The organism is Pseudomonas putida, from assembly GCF_002741075.1.
GTDB lineage: Bacteria > Pseudomonadota > Gammaproteobacteria > Pseudomonadales > Pseudomonadaceae > Aquipseudomonas > Aquipseudomonas putida_T.
Window position 1 is genome coordinate 2,259,039 of record NZ_CP016634.1, and the last position, 15,391, is coordinate 2,274,429.

16 protein-coding genes are annotated in these 15,391 nt (G+C 64.5%); 8 read left to right on the forward strand and 8 right to left on the reverse strand.

All coding sequences use genetic code 11. The annotated features are described in order from the left end of the window. The first annotated feature begins 160 nt into the window (after positions 1-160). The 4 genes from IEC33019_RS10375 (at position 161) to IEC33019_RS10390 (ending at position 3,496) form a co-directional block, all read left to right on the forward strand. Entirely contained in the window at positions 161-1,585 is a 1,425-nt protein-coding gene (locus IEC33019_RS10375; RefSeq protein ID WP_070094327.1) for a PLP-dependent aminotransferase family protein, read from the forward strand. Between the two features lie 64 nt (positions 1,586-1,649). After that, positions 1,650-2,558 (forward strand): LysR family transcriptional regulator, encoded by a 909-nt coding sequence (locus IEC33019_RS10380; RefSeq protein ID WP_070094326.1) that lies wholly within the window; start codon positions 1,650-1,652, stop codon positions 2,556-2,558. Positions 2,559-2,691: 133 nt separating this feature from the next. Continuing rightward, entirely contained in the window at positions 2,692-3,234 is a 543-nt protein-coding gene (locus IEC33019_RS10385) for a WYL domain-containing protein (protein WP_070094325.1), read from the forward strand. A gap of 109 nt (positions 3,235-3,343) precedes the next feature. Beyond that, positions 3,344-3,496, forward strand: coding sequence for a DUF3309 family protein (locus IEC33019_RS10390; protein ID WP_043215415.1), 153 nt, complete (start codon positions 3,344-3,346; stop codon positions 3,494-3,496). A gap of 120 nt (positions 3,497-3,616) precedes the next feature. Here the strand turns inward: IEC33019_RS10390 and IEC33019_RS10395 are convergent, their stop codons facing one another. The 8 genes from IEC33019_RS10395 to IEC33019_RS10430 form a co-directional block, all read right to left on the reverse strand. After that, on the reverse strand, positions 3,617-4,360 hold the full coding sequence (locus IEC33019_RS10395) for a hypothetical protein (RefSeq protein WP_070094324.1): 744 nt from the start codon (positions 4,358-4,360) through the stop codon (positions 3,617-3,619). 121 nt (positions 4,361-4,481) lie between these two features. Further along, positions 4,482-6,029 (reverse strand): HAL/PAL/TAL family ammonia-lyase, encoded by a 1,548-nt coding sequence (locus IEC33019_RS10400; RefSeq protein ID WP_070094323.1) that lies wholly within the window; start codon positions 6,027-6,029, stop codon positions 4,482-4,484. Between the two features lie 92 nt (positions 6,030-6,121). Then, on the reverse strand, positions 6,122-6,898 hold the full coding sequence (locus IEC33019_RS10405) for an ABC transporter ATP-binding protein (protein WP_070094322.1): 777 nt from the start codon (positions 6,896-6,898) through the stop codon (positions 6,122-6,124). Between the two features lie 5 nt (positions 6,899-6,903). Then, on the reverse strand, positions 6,904-7,641 hold the full coding sequence (locus tag IEC33019_RS10410) for an ABC transporter permease (RefSeq protein ID WP_170831809.1): 738 nt from the start codon (positions 7,639-7,641) through the stop codon (positions 6,904-6,906). Positions 7,642-7,657: 16 nt separating this feature from the next. Further along, positions 7,658-8,368, reverse strand: a complete 711-nt coding sequence (locus IEC33019_RS10415; RefSeq protein WP_070094321.1) for an ABC transporter permease — start codon at positions 8,366-8,368, stop codon at positions 7,658-7,660. A 99-nt stretch (positions 8,369-8,467) separates the two neighbouring features. Then, on the reverse strand, positions 8,468-9,310 hold the full coding sequence (locus IEC33019_RS10420) for a transporter substrate-binding domain-containing protein (RefSeq protein ID WP_070094320.1): 843 nt from the start codon (positions 9,308-9,310) through the stop codon (positions 8,468-8,470). Positions 9,311-9,397: 87 nt separating this feature from the next. Beyond that, positions 9,398-10,507, reverse strand: a complete 1,110-nt coding sequence (locus tag IEC33019_RS10425) for an FAD-binding oxidoreductase (protein ID WP_070094319.1) — start codon at positions 10,505-10,507, stop codon at positions 9,398-9,400. Further along, on the reverse strand, positions 10,500-11,564 hold the full coding sequence (locus tag IEC33019_RS10430; RefSeq protein ID WP_070094318.1) for an aromatic ring-hydroxylating dioxygenase subunit alpha: 1,065 nt from the start codon (positions 11,562-11,564) through the stop codon (positions 10,500-10,502). Before IEC33019_RS10430 ends, IEC33019_RS10425 begins: the two co-directional genes overlap by 8 nt. 210 nt (positions 11,565-11,774) lie before the next feature. Between IEC33019_RS10430 and IEC33019_RS10435 the strand changes: the two genes are divergently transcribed. From IEC33019_RS10435 to IEC33019_RS10450, 4 genes are all read left to right on the forward strand, one after another. Beyond that, complete coding sequence (locus tag IEC33019_RS10435) at positions 11,775-12,701, forward strand: LysR substrate-binding domain-containing protein (RefSeq protein WP_070094338.1); 927 nt, start codon at positions 11,775-11,777, stop codon at positions 12,699-12,701. Between the two features lie 91 nt (positions 12,702-12,792). Beyond that, positions 12,793-13,296 carry a VOC family protein gene (locus IEC33019_RS10440; RefSeq protein WP_070094317.1) on the forward strand — a complete coding sequence of 168 codons (504 nt, stop codon included), beginning with the start codon at positions 12,793-12,795 and terminating at the stop codon, positions 13,294-13,296. Between the two features lie 63 nt (positions 13,297-13,359). Continuing rightward, positions 13,360-14,115 (forward strand): glucose 1-dehydrogenase, encoded by a 756-nt coding sequence (locus IEC33019_RS10445; RefSeq protein WP_099593409.1) that lies wholly within the window; start codon positions 13,360-13,362, stop codon positions 14,113-14,115. A gap of 753 nt (positions 14,116-14,868) precedes the next feature. Next, positions 14,869-15,390, forward strand: a complete 522-nt coding sequence (locus tag IEC33019_RS10450; RefSeq protein WP_157765880.1) for a LysM peptidoglycan-binding domain-containing protein — start codon at positions 14,869-14,871, stop codon at positions 15,388-15,390. Position 15,391: the final 1 nt, after the last annotated feature.

Below are 15,391 nucleotides of genomic sequence, written 5' to 3' on the forward strand. Positions count from 1 at the left end.
GTACGCTGGTGGCGATAACTGACACGTAATGTAAAAATGTCTGCCACACAGAGCCATGCACAGTGGCACGAAATACGCACTGCACTGTACAGGCCGCCAATGCAATACACCCGCGACACCCTGCAGGCGCTTGGCGATACGCACCCCTGAAGGCACCCGAATGCTGCAACTACACCCTGAATCCTCCACACCGCTGGTCAACCAGATCATCGATGGGTTGCGCGAGCTGATCGACAAGCAGACCCTCAAGCCCGGCGCCAAGGTCCCCTCGATCCGCGCCTTCGCCGCCACCTACTCGGTGAGCACCTTCACCGTGGTCGAAGCCTATGACCGCCTGGTGGCCCAAGGCCTGCTGGTCAGCCGCGGCAATGCGGGGTTCTTCGTCAACCGCGCCGCGGGCGAGCTGCTCGAAAGCCAGCAGCAGGAGGCCGACACCACCCGGCCGACGTTCAACTCCGAGTGGTACCTGCAGCAAATCTTCGAGATCCGCCAGCTGCCCTACAAACCCGGCTGCGGCTGGCTGCCCAACGACTGGATGTACGAAGACGGCCTGCGTCGCGGCCTGCGCCAGGTGGCCGGCAGCCCCCTGGAGCTTTCCGGCTATGGCGACCCTATGGGCCTGCCCGAGCTGCGGTTGCTGACTGCGCAGAACTTGCAGCAAGAGCTGTCGATCGTCGCCAATCCTGCGCAGTTGATGCTGACCCACGGCGCCAGCCAGGCCCTGGACCTGGCCGCGCGCACCCTGGTACGCCCCGGCGATGTGGTACTGGTGGACGACCCCGGCTACCCCAACCTGATGAGCATCCTGCGTACCCAGGGCGCGACCTTGGTCGGCGTGCCGCGCACCCCGGCAGGCTACGACCTGGACCAACTGGAGCGCCTGCTCGCCCACCACCGGCCCACGGCCTTCTTCACCCAGCCGCACCTGCACAGCCCCACCTGTTCGCGCACGCCCCTGCCCCAGTTGCATCGGCTGCTGCAACTGGCCTCCCGCCATGGTTTCCGCCTGGTGGAAAACAACCTGTACGCCGACATGATCGCCGAGCCGCAGCCATGCCTGGCCAGCCTCGATCACCTGCAACAGGTGGTGTACGTGGGCAGCTACTCCAAGAGCATCTCGCCCAACGTGCGGGTCGGCTACCTGCTGGCCAACCCCGAACTCATGCAACAGTTGCTGCACCTGAAGATGCGTTCGGGGCTCACCACCTCCCAGGTGATGGAGCGCGTGGTGTATGCCGCGATCATCGACGGGCGCTGGCGCAAGCACCTCAAGCGCCTGCGCCAGCGCCTGGCCGAAGCCCACCAGGAAGTGGGCCGGCACCTGCACCGGCTGGGCTTCGAGCTGTTCACCGAGTCCGACGAAGGCATGTACATCTGGACCCGCCACCCCGCCATCCCCGACAGCGCTGCACTGCTGGACGATGCCCTGGAGTACGGCATCATGCTCGGGCCTGGCCAGCTGTTCATGGTCGACGCCAAGGCCACCGGGTGGATGCGTTTCAACGTGGCTTTCAGCACCGAGCCGGCCATGTGGGAATTGCTGGAAAAGGTGCTGGTCAAGCACGTGCGCCGGGGCGGCATGTAAGCCCCGACGGCACACGCGCAACGCTAAACTCAAGCCACCAACGGTTTATTCGTCGAACGCCACCATGCCCGATCGCCCCTTCAACGACCGCCTCGACTGGAACCTGCTGCGCACCTTCCGGGTGATCGGCCAGGAGCTCTCCATCAGCCGCGCCGCCGCACGCCTGCACCTGACCCAACCGGCGGTGAGCCAGGCGCTCAAGCGCCTGGAGGAGCAACTCGGCCGCCCGCTGATCGCCCGCCGCGGGCCACGCTTCGTGCTCACCGAGGTGGGCGAGCGACTGTTCGCGCTTTCGGGCGAGGTGTATGGGCAGGTGGCGCAGATCAGCGGTCTGCTGGAGCAGCCGAGCGAAGAGGTCGTCGGCAAGGTGCGCCTGTTGATGATCAGCCGCTTGTGCTGCCAGCAGTTCGATGACTTCCTGGCGCGCTTTCACCAACAGTACCCACGGGTGGAAATGGAGATCGAGGTGATGCGCAGCACCGACATCGTCGCCGCCCTGCAGGAAAAAACCGCCACCGCCGGCCTGAGCCTGAGCCGCCATCGCCACGCCCGCCTAGAGCAACGCCTGCTCCAGCGCCAGCGCTATGCGTTCTTCTGCGGCAAGCACCACCGCTTGTTCGGGCAGGCGCAGGGCAACCTCAAGCAGGAGAACTTCGTCAGTTTCAGCAGCGACCAGATCGGCGGCATGCTCTCGCCGTTGACCATCTTCCGTGACCAGCAAGGCTTCACCGGCCGCATCGTCGCCTCCTCGCCCAGCTTCGAGGAAGTACGCCGGTTGGTGATCGCCGGCTTCGGCATCGGCTGCCTGCCCGAGCATGGGGTGCAAGAGGAGGTGGCCGCCGGGCTGCTGTGGAAGCTACCTCCGCTGGAGGGCATCGCCGATGTGGATGTGCACCTGCTGTGGAACCGTGACCAACGCATGAGCCGGGCCGAGGAAGCCTTCATCGAGGGTCTACGCGAAAGCCTGGCATAAACCCAAGGGCTGCAAAGCGCCCCCGCCGCCATGGCCGCAAGTTGGATCCGATCCGCCAGCTTGTGTATGCTTCCCGCCATAGCCAATCGCCACTATCGAAGCGATCAGCCCCTGCCTGACCAAGGATCCCGCGTTGCCCAGCCATACCACCCGCCACACCATCGCTCGCCAATGGCAGTTGCTCAACCTGCTGCCCCATCGTCACCCCGGCATGAGCGCCACCCAGCTGCAAGCGGCATTGGCCAGGATCGGCCACAAGACCACCAAGCGCACGGTCGAACGCGACCTCAACGAACTGGCGACACTGTTCCCCTTGCATTGCAACGCCAAAGGCATGCCCTACGGCTGGCACTGGCAGCCGGGCCTGAACCTGAGCGACGTACGCCCCCTGCACCCGAACGACCTGGCCAGCACCCAGCCGGTGCAATTGCGCGCCTGGGTCGACGATGCCCTGGCCCGACGCCTGCGACAGCAGCCGCTGGCCGAAGACATGCGCCTGGACAGCCTCCCCGAGGGCGGCGCCCAGCTCACCGCCACGGTGCTGGACAATGCCGCCTTGATGGGCTGGCTGCTGTCCCACGCCGGAGCCATCCGCCTGCTGGCGCCCGAGGCGCTGCGCAGCGCGATGCTAGGACATCTTCGCCAGAGCCTGGCACTGCATGACGGGCACAGTTGAACGAACGCTAGCGGATCGAATGGAATCTTTGCGCGCACACGACAGTCGGAATTAGCAAGAGGCCAGCCGTACCGAGCCCCTTTCCCTCCACTGACGCAAGGACTCAACCATGGTCACGATCCTCATCATCATCCTGATCCTGCTGTTGATTGGTGGTTTGCCTGTGTTCCCCCACTCCCGCGCCTGGGGTTATGGCCCTTCCGGCATCATCGGCGTGGTGCTGGTCGTGCTGCTGGTGTTGTTGTTGATTGGCTACATATGAGTGAGCGCCTGTGACGCCCCCTTCGCGGGTGAACCCGTACACAGGAAGCACTGCAATCCGTGTGGGAGTGAGTCTCGCACCGACCGTGTGTGGGTTTACCCGCGAAGCAGGCGCCGCCAATCAGTCGGTCTGCCTCATCAGCGCCAGCGTGCGCCGCTGCCTGAGGATCACGATCCCCAACCCCAGCACCGCCACAGTCAGCACCGCCAACAGCACCGTCACCTCCCGGCTGTACCGCCCAACCCAGGCAGAGAACCCCACCATCTCCCGGTACACCTGTACATCCGCCGCCCCACCGGCATGGCGAATGCTGATCCCGCCCTGGCGGATCAGCGAGTAGTCGGAATCGAAGTACACCCACACCTTGCACGCCCCCTCCCGCCCGATGGCATCGATGTCGAGGGTGCTGGTCGGCGCCTGGAGGATGTTGTCATTGCCGGCATCGTCGCGGATCTGCACCAGCCCCTTGGCTGGCAGGCGAATGTGCACGTTCTTGAGCGGTGCCTGGCCCTTGTTGCGCAGCTCGATGAGCAGGCCGGTGCGATGGTCCACCAACCCCGCCTCGAAGGGCTTGGCGAACAGTTGCAGGTAAGGCGCCTGAGCCAGCTCGACCAGCTTGTCGACCTGCTGACGGTTCAACTCCCCCTTGCCGATGGCGCTCACCTGCGCCTGCAGACGCTCGTACTTGAGCAGGTCGTTGGCGGTGCTGATGCGTTCGCTGAACTGGCTCGGGTAGGTCAGGTAGGCGTAGGTCAGGCGCGCCTCCAGGCCGCTGTCGTCCTTGAGCGCCATGTACAGCGCTGCAACCGAGGTCGCGACGACCAACACGCCCACGAGGGCTTTCCCGACTTTTTCCCAGCTCACCTTGGCGGTTCCTTTTTTTGCTGTATTGGCGATACGCAATGGCCGGCAAAGGGTGCCAAGGTTCGGGGAGCGGGGCAAGGGTGAGAAACGTGGGGGCCGCGTTGCGGCCCCCGTGAACCCATCAACGCCTGTCGATCACCTCCTCGACCGTGGCCATCACCTCACCCGAACGCACCTGTTCGGTCACCGCGACGATGTCTGGATAGAACGCCCGGTCCTCGTCAGCCACCGGCACCCGGCTGCGCACCAATGCATACAGGCCACGCGTGGCACTGGACGCCTTGGCCGGATCATGGAAGTCCAGCGCCTGGCAGCCGACCAGCAGCTCGATGGCCAGCACCGACTCCAGCTTGCGCGACACCTGGTAGGCCTTGATCGCCGCATTGAAGGCAAAGCTCACCGGGTCTTCCTGGTTACCGCAGGTCGACACGCTGTCGATGGTGGCCGGGTGCGACAGCACCTTCATCTCGCCGAGCAGCCCCGCCGCGGTGTACTGGATGATCATGTAGCCGTTGTTCAGCCCTGGGTTGCGCACCAGGAAGGCCGGCATCTCGCTGAAGTGCGAATTGACCATGCGGTCGGTGCGCCGCTCGGAGATCTTCGCCAGGTTGGTCATGGCATTGCACAAGGTGTCGGCGGCCATGCCCACGAAGGAGCCATCGAAGTTCGCCCCGGAGATAGCGACGCCGTTGCCCTCCTCGGTCGGGTAGATCACCGGGTTATCACCGGACGAGGCGATCTCGTTGTCGATGCAGGCCTGGGCATAGGCGATGAAGCGCTTGGAGGCGCCATGAACCTGGGGGATGGCGCGCAGGCTGTAGGTGTCCTGCAGGCGATAGTCGATGTTTTCCTCGATCAAACGGCTGTCTGCGAGCAGGCGTTTGATGCTGCTGGCTGTCTGGGCCTGCTCGGCATAGGCCTTGACCGAGTGGTAGCGCGGGTCGAAGGCGCGGATGGTGCCCTTGAGCACTTCAAGCGACAGCGCTGCGGCCACGTCGGCCACTTGGGCGGCCTGGTTGGCGTTGTACTGGGCCAGGGTGGCGATGGCGGTGACCGAGGTGGTGCCGTTGAGCATCGCCAGGCCTTCCTTGCACTGCAGCTCCAGCGGCTGCATACCCACTTGGCGCAGCGCCTGGGCGCCATCGATCCACTCCCCCCCCGCCACCTTGGCCTTGCCCTCGCCGATCAACACCAAGGCCAGGTGCCCTTCAGGCCCCAAGTAACCCACCGAGCCCTCACCGGGCGCGAAGGGCATGACATCGTTGTTGAGCAGCCCCGCGATCTGCTCCAGCAGCGCCATGCGCACGCCAGAGAAGCCCTTGCCCAGGCTGACCAGGATCATCAACTGGATCGCCCGCACCTGCTCGCGATTGAGCGGCTCGCCCACCGACACCGCGTGGGAGCGCACGATGTTCACCTGCAAGGTCTGGGCATCTTCCGGCGATATGACATGGCGCACGTTGTCACCAAAGCCGGTGGTCACGCCATAGACCAGGCGGTTCTCCGCCAGAAAGCGCTCGACCAACCCGCGCGAGCGATCGACACGGGCGCGATAGGCATCGGAAAACTGCACCTTCGCGCCATGGCGCGCCACCGCGATGAACTGCTCGAGGGTGGGCTTGGCGTCGTCCAAAACCACAGTGGAAATGTCTTGGGGGTGAATACGCATTGCTCTGCTCTCTCTACTCGTTGGCCTTTTTCAGGGCGCAGGAAGCCCGTCCTGTGCAGGAACAGGCGAAAAATCGTTGATCTGTGTGGGAATCAGGCCTGGCTGAGGATGAACCGGCTGAAGCGCTCCGAGCGCTGGTCCTTGAACATCTCCTCAGGCGAGCCCTGGGCCTCGATCAGCCCTTGGTGCATGAACACCACCCGGTTGGACACGTTGCGGGCAAAGCCCATCTCATGGGTCACCACCAGCATGGTCCGGCCCTCCTCGGCGAGCGAGCGCATGACCTTGAGCACTTCGCCGACCAGTTCCGGGTCCAGCGCTGAGGTGGGCTCATCGAACAGGATCACCCGTGGCCGCATCGCCAGGGTGCGGGCGATGGCCACCCGCTGCTGCTGGCCGCCGGAAAGAAATGCCGGGTAATGGTGGCGCTTGTCCGCCATGCCCACCTTCTCCAACAGCGCCTCGGCCTGCTCGATGCACTCGGCCCGCGGGCGCTTCTGCACATGCAGCGGCCCTTCGATGACGTTCTCCAGCACGGTCATGTGCGACCACAGGCCAAAGCTCTGGAACACCATGCCCAGCTCCGGGCGCAGGCGGTCCACCTGGCGCCGGTCGGCGGGCACCGGCAGGCGGTGGCGACCGCGTTTGAAGGCAATCTGCTCGCCGGCCACGTGGATCTCCCCCGCATCGGGCGTCTCCAGCAGGTTGATGCAGCGCAGGAAGGTGCTCTTGCCCGAACCGCTGGAGCCGAGGATCGACACCACGTCCCCCTGATGGGCCTGGAGCGAGATGCCCTTGAGCACCTCCAGGTTGCCGAAGGATTTGCGCAGGTGCTTGATCTCGAGCACCGGATCGTTGCCAGTTGTCATGCCACTTACCCTCTTCGCACGCTCAAGGCGTACTTTCTTGTTGTCGGTCGCGCGGCGGCCGGTTGCGTCGGCGACAGCCAGCGCTCGACCCGCGCCAGTGTGCGGACGATCAGGAAGTTCAACACCAGGTAGATCAGCGCAGCGCAAAGGAACACCTCCAGCGTGCGGTAGGTCTCGGAGATGATCCGCTGGGCCACCCCGGAGATCTCGTAGACCGTCACCAAGCTGGCCAGGGAGGTGGCCTTCATCATCAGGATGACCTCTGTCGAATAGGCCGGCAGGCAGCTGCGCAGGGCGATCGGGATGATGATCCGACGCGCCAGCAGCCAACCGGACATCCCCGCCGCCCGCCCGGCCTCGATTTGCTGCGCCGGCACCGCCAGCAGCCCGCCGCGGAAGATCTCGGCCATATAGCCGGCCGTGCACAGGGCCAGGGCGATCACCGCGCACGCCAGCGGGTCGCGCAGCACCGGCCACAGCGGGCTCTGGCGCACCTCGGGAAACTGGCTCAGGCCGTAGTACAACAGGAACAGCTGGATCAGCAGCGGCGAGCCGCGAAACAAGAAGATGTAGCCCCGCGCCAGGTGGCGCAGCGCCGCCACGTCACACACCCGCAGCCACACCACCCCACCGGCCAGCACGGTTCCCAAGCCCACCGAGGCGGCGAACAACACCAAGGTGGTGGGCAAGGCGCGCAGCAGTTGCAGCAGGGTGTCGCCTAGAAACACAAAGTCGATCGACATGTTCGAGCCCCTTTTTTCAACCGCGCCGCAAGGTTCTGCCGACCCGCAGCTCGGCACGCGAAAACACCAGGTTGGAACACCCCGTCAGCAGCAGGTAGAGTGCACACCCAGTCAGGAAAAACAGCACGAACTGCCCGGTGGACGCCGCCGCCACGCGGCTGGCGCGCATCAGCTCGACGAGCCCTGTCACCGAGATCAGCGCCGAGTCCTTCAGGCTGATCTGCCAGACACCGCCCAGCCCCGGCAGGGCAAAGCGCAGCACCTGCGGTGCGATGATCCGCCGAAAGCGCAGCAGCATCGGCATGCCGATCGCCTTGGCGGCCTCCAGCTCACTGCGCGAGACCGCCTGGAACGCCCCACGGTAGACCTCGGCCTGGTAGGCCCCGGACACCACCCCCACCGCCAGCGCACCGACCACGAAGGCCGGCATGCCGACAAAACCCTTGGCGCCGAACAGCTGGCCGACCTGGCTCACCAACGCCGAGCCGCCATAGAAAAACAGGTAGATCACCAGCAGCTCCGGCACCCCGCGAAACACCGTGGTGTAGGTCTCGCCAAGCCAACGCAGCAGCGCGTTGCCTTGCAGTTTCGCCGCCGCCACCAGCGCACCGAGCAGTGCGCCGACCAACAAGGCCGCCAGGGTCACCAACAACGTCATGAGCGCGGCCAACAGCAGCACACTGCCCCAGCCGGTCGCGCCGAACCCAATCAAATCGATCACGTGCATACCCCACTCATCAGCGTGTCTGGGTACGGCGAGCCGAGGGCCGCCGCACGTCTGATCCGGTCGGCAGGCCCCTGGTCGAGGCCTGCCGACACCCCTGGCTCAATGCGTGGGCGGCGTGAAGTCGTGCTTGAACCACTTGCGGCTGAGATCGGCGATGGTGCCGTCGGCGATCAACGATGCGATCGCCGCGTCCAGCTTGGCCTTGAGTTCCGGCTCGCCCTTGCGAATGCCGAAGGCCTCGCCTTCACCCCAGATCGGCCCGTTGATCGCAGGGCCCACCAGCACCACATCGCTGCCGCCGCGCTGCATCTCCCCGGCAAGAAAGCCCAGGTCCTCGAAGACCACGTCCACCCGGCCGTTCTTCAGGTCCATCAAGGGCTCTGGTGGGGTCTTGTACTCGCGAATGGTCGCCACCTGGCCGAACTGGTCATGAATGAACTTGCTATACACCGTGCCCGACACGATACCGATCAGCTTGCCCTCGAGCTTCTTGCGCAGTGCATCGACCAGCGGGCCATCCTGGGCCGCATCGCCACGCAGGCTGAGGCTGCCGCCGCCCAGGTCGATGCCACTGGATCGTAAAGCGACGAACGTAGCGGGTGCCTTGGTGTAGGGGCGGGAGAAATCGATCACCTGACGCCGTTGCGGGCTGATCGCCAGGGCATCCATCACCACATCGAACTTACCGGCCTTCAGGCCCGGAATCAGGCCGTCCCAATCCTGGGCGACGATCGTGCAGCGCACCTGCATGCGCTCGCACAGCACCTTGGCCATTTGCGGCTCGAAGCCATCGAAACTGCCATCCGGCAACGTTCGGTTCCAGGGTTCGTAGACACCTTCCGTGGCAATCTGGAGGTTCTCCCACTCCTTGGCGGGGGCATTGAAACTGGCCAGGGCCAGCAACAGCGAGCAAGCGGCGAATCCGAGTTTCTTGTTGTTCATTGTTATTCTCCGATGCGGACCTCAAAGGTCGTCAGGGGCACGCGGGCAAGGCGGATCACGGTGCTACGGGTGTTGCGAACAGCACGACTACTTGCCGCCCAACGCCAGGACCACCGGCGATGTCGGGCGGGCACAACACAACAGGACATGCCCAGGCGCGGGCTCGGCCAGCGGCGCCTCGGCGTACTCGACCGTGCCGCTGAGCAGCGGCGTCATGCAGGCATTGCACAACCCGGCACGGCAACTGAACGGCGGCGTCAGGCCCGCCTGCTCGGCGCAATCGAGCAGCGATGGGCAAGCGGCGTCCCAAGGCACCGCCTGGCCCGACGGCTCGAAGCGCACGCTCAACGCGCCCTCGGTCGCCGGCATCACCGGGGCCAGCGGTGGCGCGGCGGGCTCGTCCTCCTCAAGGATCGTCGCCGGGCCAAAGAACTCGAAGCGAATGCGCGAGCGCTCGATGCCCAGGCCGCGCAACAGCCGCCAGTTGGCCTGCATGAATGGCCGCGGCCCGCACAGGTAGGCGTCGTAGTCATCCAGCGGCAGCAGCCTCTGCAGGGTCTGGCGGGTCACCAGGCCACTGCTGTGGTGATGGCCGCTTTGCAGGTCTTGCGCCGTGGGCGCCCGGTAGCAGAAATGCACCTGCACCCCGGGTCGCCTGGCCGCCAGCGCCAGCACTTCCTCGCGCAAGGCATGCACGCCACCGTTCTCGCAGGCGTGGACGAAATACACTGCCCGCTTCGAATGGGTCACCAGCCGGTGCAACATGCTCACCATGGGCGTCAGGCCCACGCCGCCACTGAACAGCAGCACGGGGCGATCGCTGTCTTCGTCCAGGACGAAATTGCCCGAGGGTCCAGCGATATCGAGCTGCCCACCCACCTGCAGCGCCTCATGCAGAAAGCTCGACCCTACCCCCGCCGGCACGCCAGGCAGGTGCGCCGGGGCCTGCTCGTGCTTGACCGAGATGCGCAACTGCCGCGCATCGTCCGGGTCGCTGGACAGGCTGTAGGCGCGCAGCACTTGCGGGCCCTGGGCCTGGGGGATGCGCACCACGATGAACTGCCCCGGACGAAACGCGATGGGCGCATCGTTCAGCGCAGGCTTGAGCAGCAGCGAGGTGATGGTCGCGCTCTCACGCACCTTGGCCGTCACCTCAAAGCGTGCAAAGCCCTGTGCGGTGGGAAGGGCGTCAGGCATGGGAGTCCACCTCGACGGTGTCCAGCAGCCCAAGGGCCGCCTGCTGCTCCTCACGGATCAAGCGCTCCATGCCACGGCGAAAACGCATGGGGCCAGCGTCGATGGCCAGGTCGATGTTCGGGCTCTGGCGTTGTTTCATCCCGGCATGTACCGCCGACAGCACGACGCGGTCTTCCTCGAAGGCATGGCGCACGTCGGCAGCGAACTGGCGAGAGACCTCCGCGTCGTCGGCATCGAAGTTGCGCAACTGGAACCAGTAGTAGCGGGTGCGGTTCTCGTCGACCGGGGTCATGAAGTTGTAGGAATCCATCAGGAAGGCCTTTTCGTGCACCGGCGCGCCGTCCCCGCCGCTGCCGGCCGGGGTGTGCACGCCCTTGATGATGGCGTGGGCCGGGTAGCGCACTTCGTAGTACTGCAGGCGGTCGCAGCGGCCTTCAAACTTGAGGTACTGGCGGTAGAACGGCGCGGCGTCGATGTCATACAACCAGCGCGAGACCACCACGCCATCGTCGTTCACCTGGGTCTGCAAAGGCTCGGACTCGCAGGCCGCGATGCCGAAGCTGCTCTGATGGACCCAGGCCACATGGGATGGGTCGAGCAGGTTGTCGGTCATGTACAGGTAGTTGCAGTCGATGGTCATCGAATCGCCCCGGTTCAGGCCCCAGACCGGGTCATCCCACTCTGGGATCTCCAACAGCTTGGCGTGATCGGCCTGCGCCGGGTCGCCCATCCACAGCCAGACCAGGCCGTAGCGCTCGTGTACCGGGTAGCTGCGCACCTTGGCCGCCTGCGGGATCCGCGACACACACGCGGCCTTCACGCAGGTGCCGGCGCCGTCGAAGGTCAGCCCGTGATAGCCGCACTCGACCGTGTCGCCCTGCAGGCGCCCCATCGACAGCGGCAGCTTGCGGTGCGGGCAGGCGTCTTCCAGCGCCACCACCGCGCCGTCGGCCTTGCGGTAGAGCACCACAGGCTCGCCCAACAGCGTGGTGGCGTGCAGCGCTTGCTTGACTTCGGTGTCCCAGGCGGCGGCGTACCAGGCATTTCTCAAGAACATGGCGTGAGGCTCCTGTTGTTGTTGTCTTGGGCTGCATCAGGTTCTTGGAACACAGCCTAGGCCTGGGGAATACAAAAGAATAGATAGTGTTTTCTGTTGATTTATTTAGTTTTTCTAAACTACAAATAGAATGCCTTTCCAATGTTCGAGGGCTATGGCAAGGGCAAAGCCCTTGCCATAGCCGCGCCAAACCCAACCAGCGAGAGCCCCATGAGCCAACTCCCCCCCTTGCGTGCCCTGGAAGTCTTCGAAGCCGTCGGCCTGTGCGGCGGCATCACCCAAGCCGCCCGGCGCCTGGGCATTTCGCCCGGCGCCGTCAGCCAGCAGATGAAGATTCTCGAAGAGGCCGTTGGCCTGGGCCTGACGGTCAAGGAAGGCCAGCGCCTGCGCCTGAACGCCGCCGGCCAGCGCTTTCACGAAGGCTGCGGTCAGGCCTTCGAACGCCTGCGCGCAGCCTACGCGGAGCTGGAACGCTCCAAGAACACCAACAACCTTTACATCAGCGCCCTGCCCTCGCTGCTCTCCAAATGGCTGGCACCGCTGGTGGCCGAATGGCAGGCGGGCTACCCGCAACTGAGCCTCTATCTTGACGGCACCCATACCGAACCCTCCGAGGCCCAGGCCAACGGCGTGGACTTTCGCCTGAGCTACGGCGAGGGCATCCACGACGACCAGCACACCATCGAGCTGTTCCGCGACTGTGTAGTCCCCGCGTGCAGCCCACGCCTGCTGGCCGAACCCGTGGCGCCAGGGCAACTGCTCGAACACCCGCTGATCACCATCGATTGGCGACCGAAGTTCGACTCGCCACCTTCCTGGGAGCAGTGGTTCCTGGAGACGGGGGTCGGTGTGGTGCAGATCACCAACTACCGGATCTACTCGCTCTCTTCGATGGCCATCCAGGCCGCTATCGACGGCCAAGGCATCGTCCTGGCGCAGTACTCGATGATCAGCCGCGACATCGCCAGCGGCCAACTGGTACTGCCCTGCCTGCGCGCACTGCCGATGCCGGCCTCGTACTACCTGACCTGGAACCCCGGCAGCATCCACCGCAGCCACTGCCGGGCGTTCCAGCGCTGGCTGATCGAACGGGGACGCGATCAGCAAGAGGTCAGCCAACGGTTGTTGGGCGACTGAGGCTCGCCTTCTCCTCAATGACACATACTTTATTTTTTGTGCCATTATGGCAGCACAAAACAATAAATACGTGCCATAGAGGACGCCCGCCATGCACCACGCTGCTCCACAAGCCTTCGATCAGCTCGGATTCGTGGTCCAGGACCTGGACCAGAGCATCAACCACTGGCTGCAACTGGGCGTCGGCCCCTGGACGGTGTTTCGCGATGTCCAACTGCAGGGCAACTACCAAGGCCAGGCGGTGGAAGTTCGCATGAACGTGGGCCTGGCCTATCAGGGCGGCCTGCAGATCGAGCTGATCCACACCACCAGCGATGGCCCCTCCCCTTACCGCGACGCCCAAGGCCTGCACCACATGGCCTGGCTGGTGGACGAGCTGGACAGCGCCGTCGCCCGCCTGCGTGGGCGCGGCTTGCGACCGGTATTCGAAGCCGGCAACGCCACCACCCGCGTCTGCTACCTGGAAAACCCCAACGAGCCCGGTGTGCTGTTCGAAGTCATCGAAGGCGCAGGCCTGCGCCAGATGATCGACCACGGCATCGCTCAAGCCCGCGACTGGGATGGCGAGCAGCCGGTGCGGGTGTTCGCCGCCTGAACATTCCCCTGCCCCGGTGCACGGCACCTGGGCCCTTTGATAACGACAAAAAGGAGCTACACGATGAGTCGATTGGCAGGCAAAGTCGCCCTGATCACCGGTGCCGCACGCGGCCAGGGCGCAGCAGAAGCCCGGCGTTTCGTCGCCGAGGGCGCGAAGGTGGTGATTGCCGATGTACTGGAAACCGAAGGCCGGGCCCTGGCCGCCGAGCTGGGTGACGCCGCGCGCTTCCAGCCCCTGGACGTCACCAACCCCGAGCAGTGGCAGGCCGCTGTCGAGGTGACCCAGGCGCAGTTCGGCAAGCTCGACGTGCTGGTCAACAACGCTGCCATTCTGCGCATGGCGCCGCTGGAACATTGCTCGCTGGAAGACTACCGCCGGGTGATCGAAGTCAACCAGGTCGGTTGCTGGCTGGGCATGAAGTCCGTGCTAGCGGCCATGCGCCAGGCCGGAGGCGGCTCGATCGTCAACGTCTCCTCCACTGCAGGCATGGAAGGCGTGGCCTACGGCACGGCCTATTCCTCGAGTAAATTCGCCGTGCGCGGCATGACCAAGGCCGCAGCCCTGGAGCTGGGCGCCTCGGGGATCCAGGTCAACTCGGTGCACCCGGGCGGTATCGACACCGTCATGTCGCGTCCACCGGAAATGGCCGACTTCGACCCCGCACAGGTCTACAAAGGTCTGCCGATTCCGCGCATCGGCCAGCCTGAGGAAGTGGCCAATCTGGTGCTGTTCCTGGCCAGTGACGAGTCCAGCTACTGCACCGGCTCCGAGTTCATCATCGACGGCGGCATGCTCGCCGGTACCACCTTTGGTTGAGTGTCCAACCCCTGGGGGCGCGTTGCGCGCCCAGGGGCTGAGCGTGTTGCCAGTTCCCATCCGAAGTTGAATGAGCTATCCAGCGCTCGCTTGTCCGCGCCCTCTCACCGCCGCTTATAGCGCTCCCCTACAACGCTGTTCCGAAAGTTGTCGCCCCCTATAAATCGGATTATCCCTATAGTTATATCCGGTTCATCCTGTACCTTTCGTATCACTCCAGCCCTAACTTAGCGGCGCTATTTCGCACATCGAACCTGTAACCGATGCTCCAGCGTTTTTCTGAGGCCAAAAAGCCTAGACAAAATATGAGTGAGCGCCCCGTAAAAGTGCGAATTTGCGAAACACCGCACTAAAATGCGTCAGCTCGTAATACATAGAACAACTTAGCCTCATCGCAACCTGTAAAACTGTCCGACAATCGAGCAGTAAGACTATTAATTCTTACAGGTATCGGAAACTTCCTACAGACTTATCATCCCATTCCCCGTACTCTCCGCCCCATAGCTTCGAATATCAAACCTGCATTCGACAAGGCACATGCATTCCAGCGCCCAGGCGCTGCAGCGCGCGCGTCTTGTGGACTGCGGATACTTGCCTGCATCGCCCGAGCGGATAACACCGCCGGCACATCAACCCAATAAAAAAGACGGGGGGCAACTTCCCCCTGCAATTTTCCTGGCCGCCTGTAAAGCGCGGCGGGTGATACGGGCTTTCGCCAGCACCTGGCGTTTGGAGAACTTTCGGGATTATCTGATGATTAGGAAATCGCACTCGCAACTGTCACCCACCACCCGAGCGCTGGCCTGGATGAACATCGCCATCCAGGCCACCTTGCCGTTGACCGTTGCCCTCACACCCGCCCACGCCGGGGCCGCCAGCGATCAAAAGCCGGGGGCCGCGCAAACTCAACATACCGTCCTTCACACCCTGGCCCCCGGCGAAACCGTCGAGCGCGTAGCCGCCCGTTTCAACATGACCGTCGCCGAGCTGCGCGCGCTCAACCAGATCCGCGTCTTCCCCAATGGCTTCGACAACCTGCGCCCAGGCGACCGCCTCGAAGTGCCCAGCGCCCCGCGCATGGCCCTGCCCGAGCTCAATTCCAACGGTGTGACCCGCGAGACCCTGGACACCCAGGACGAAGAGCAAGCCCGCAAGCTCGCCGGCATGGCCAGCGGCACCGCCAACTTCATCACCGCCGACGTCAACAAGAGCGACGCAGCCGCCTCCATGGCCCGTGGCATGGCGTCCAGCGAAGTCAGCGCCCAGACCCAGTAGT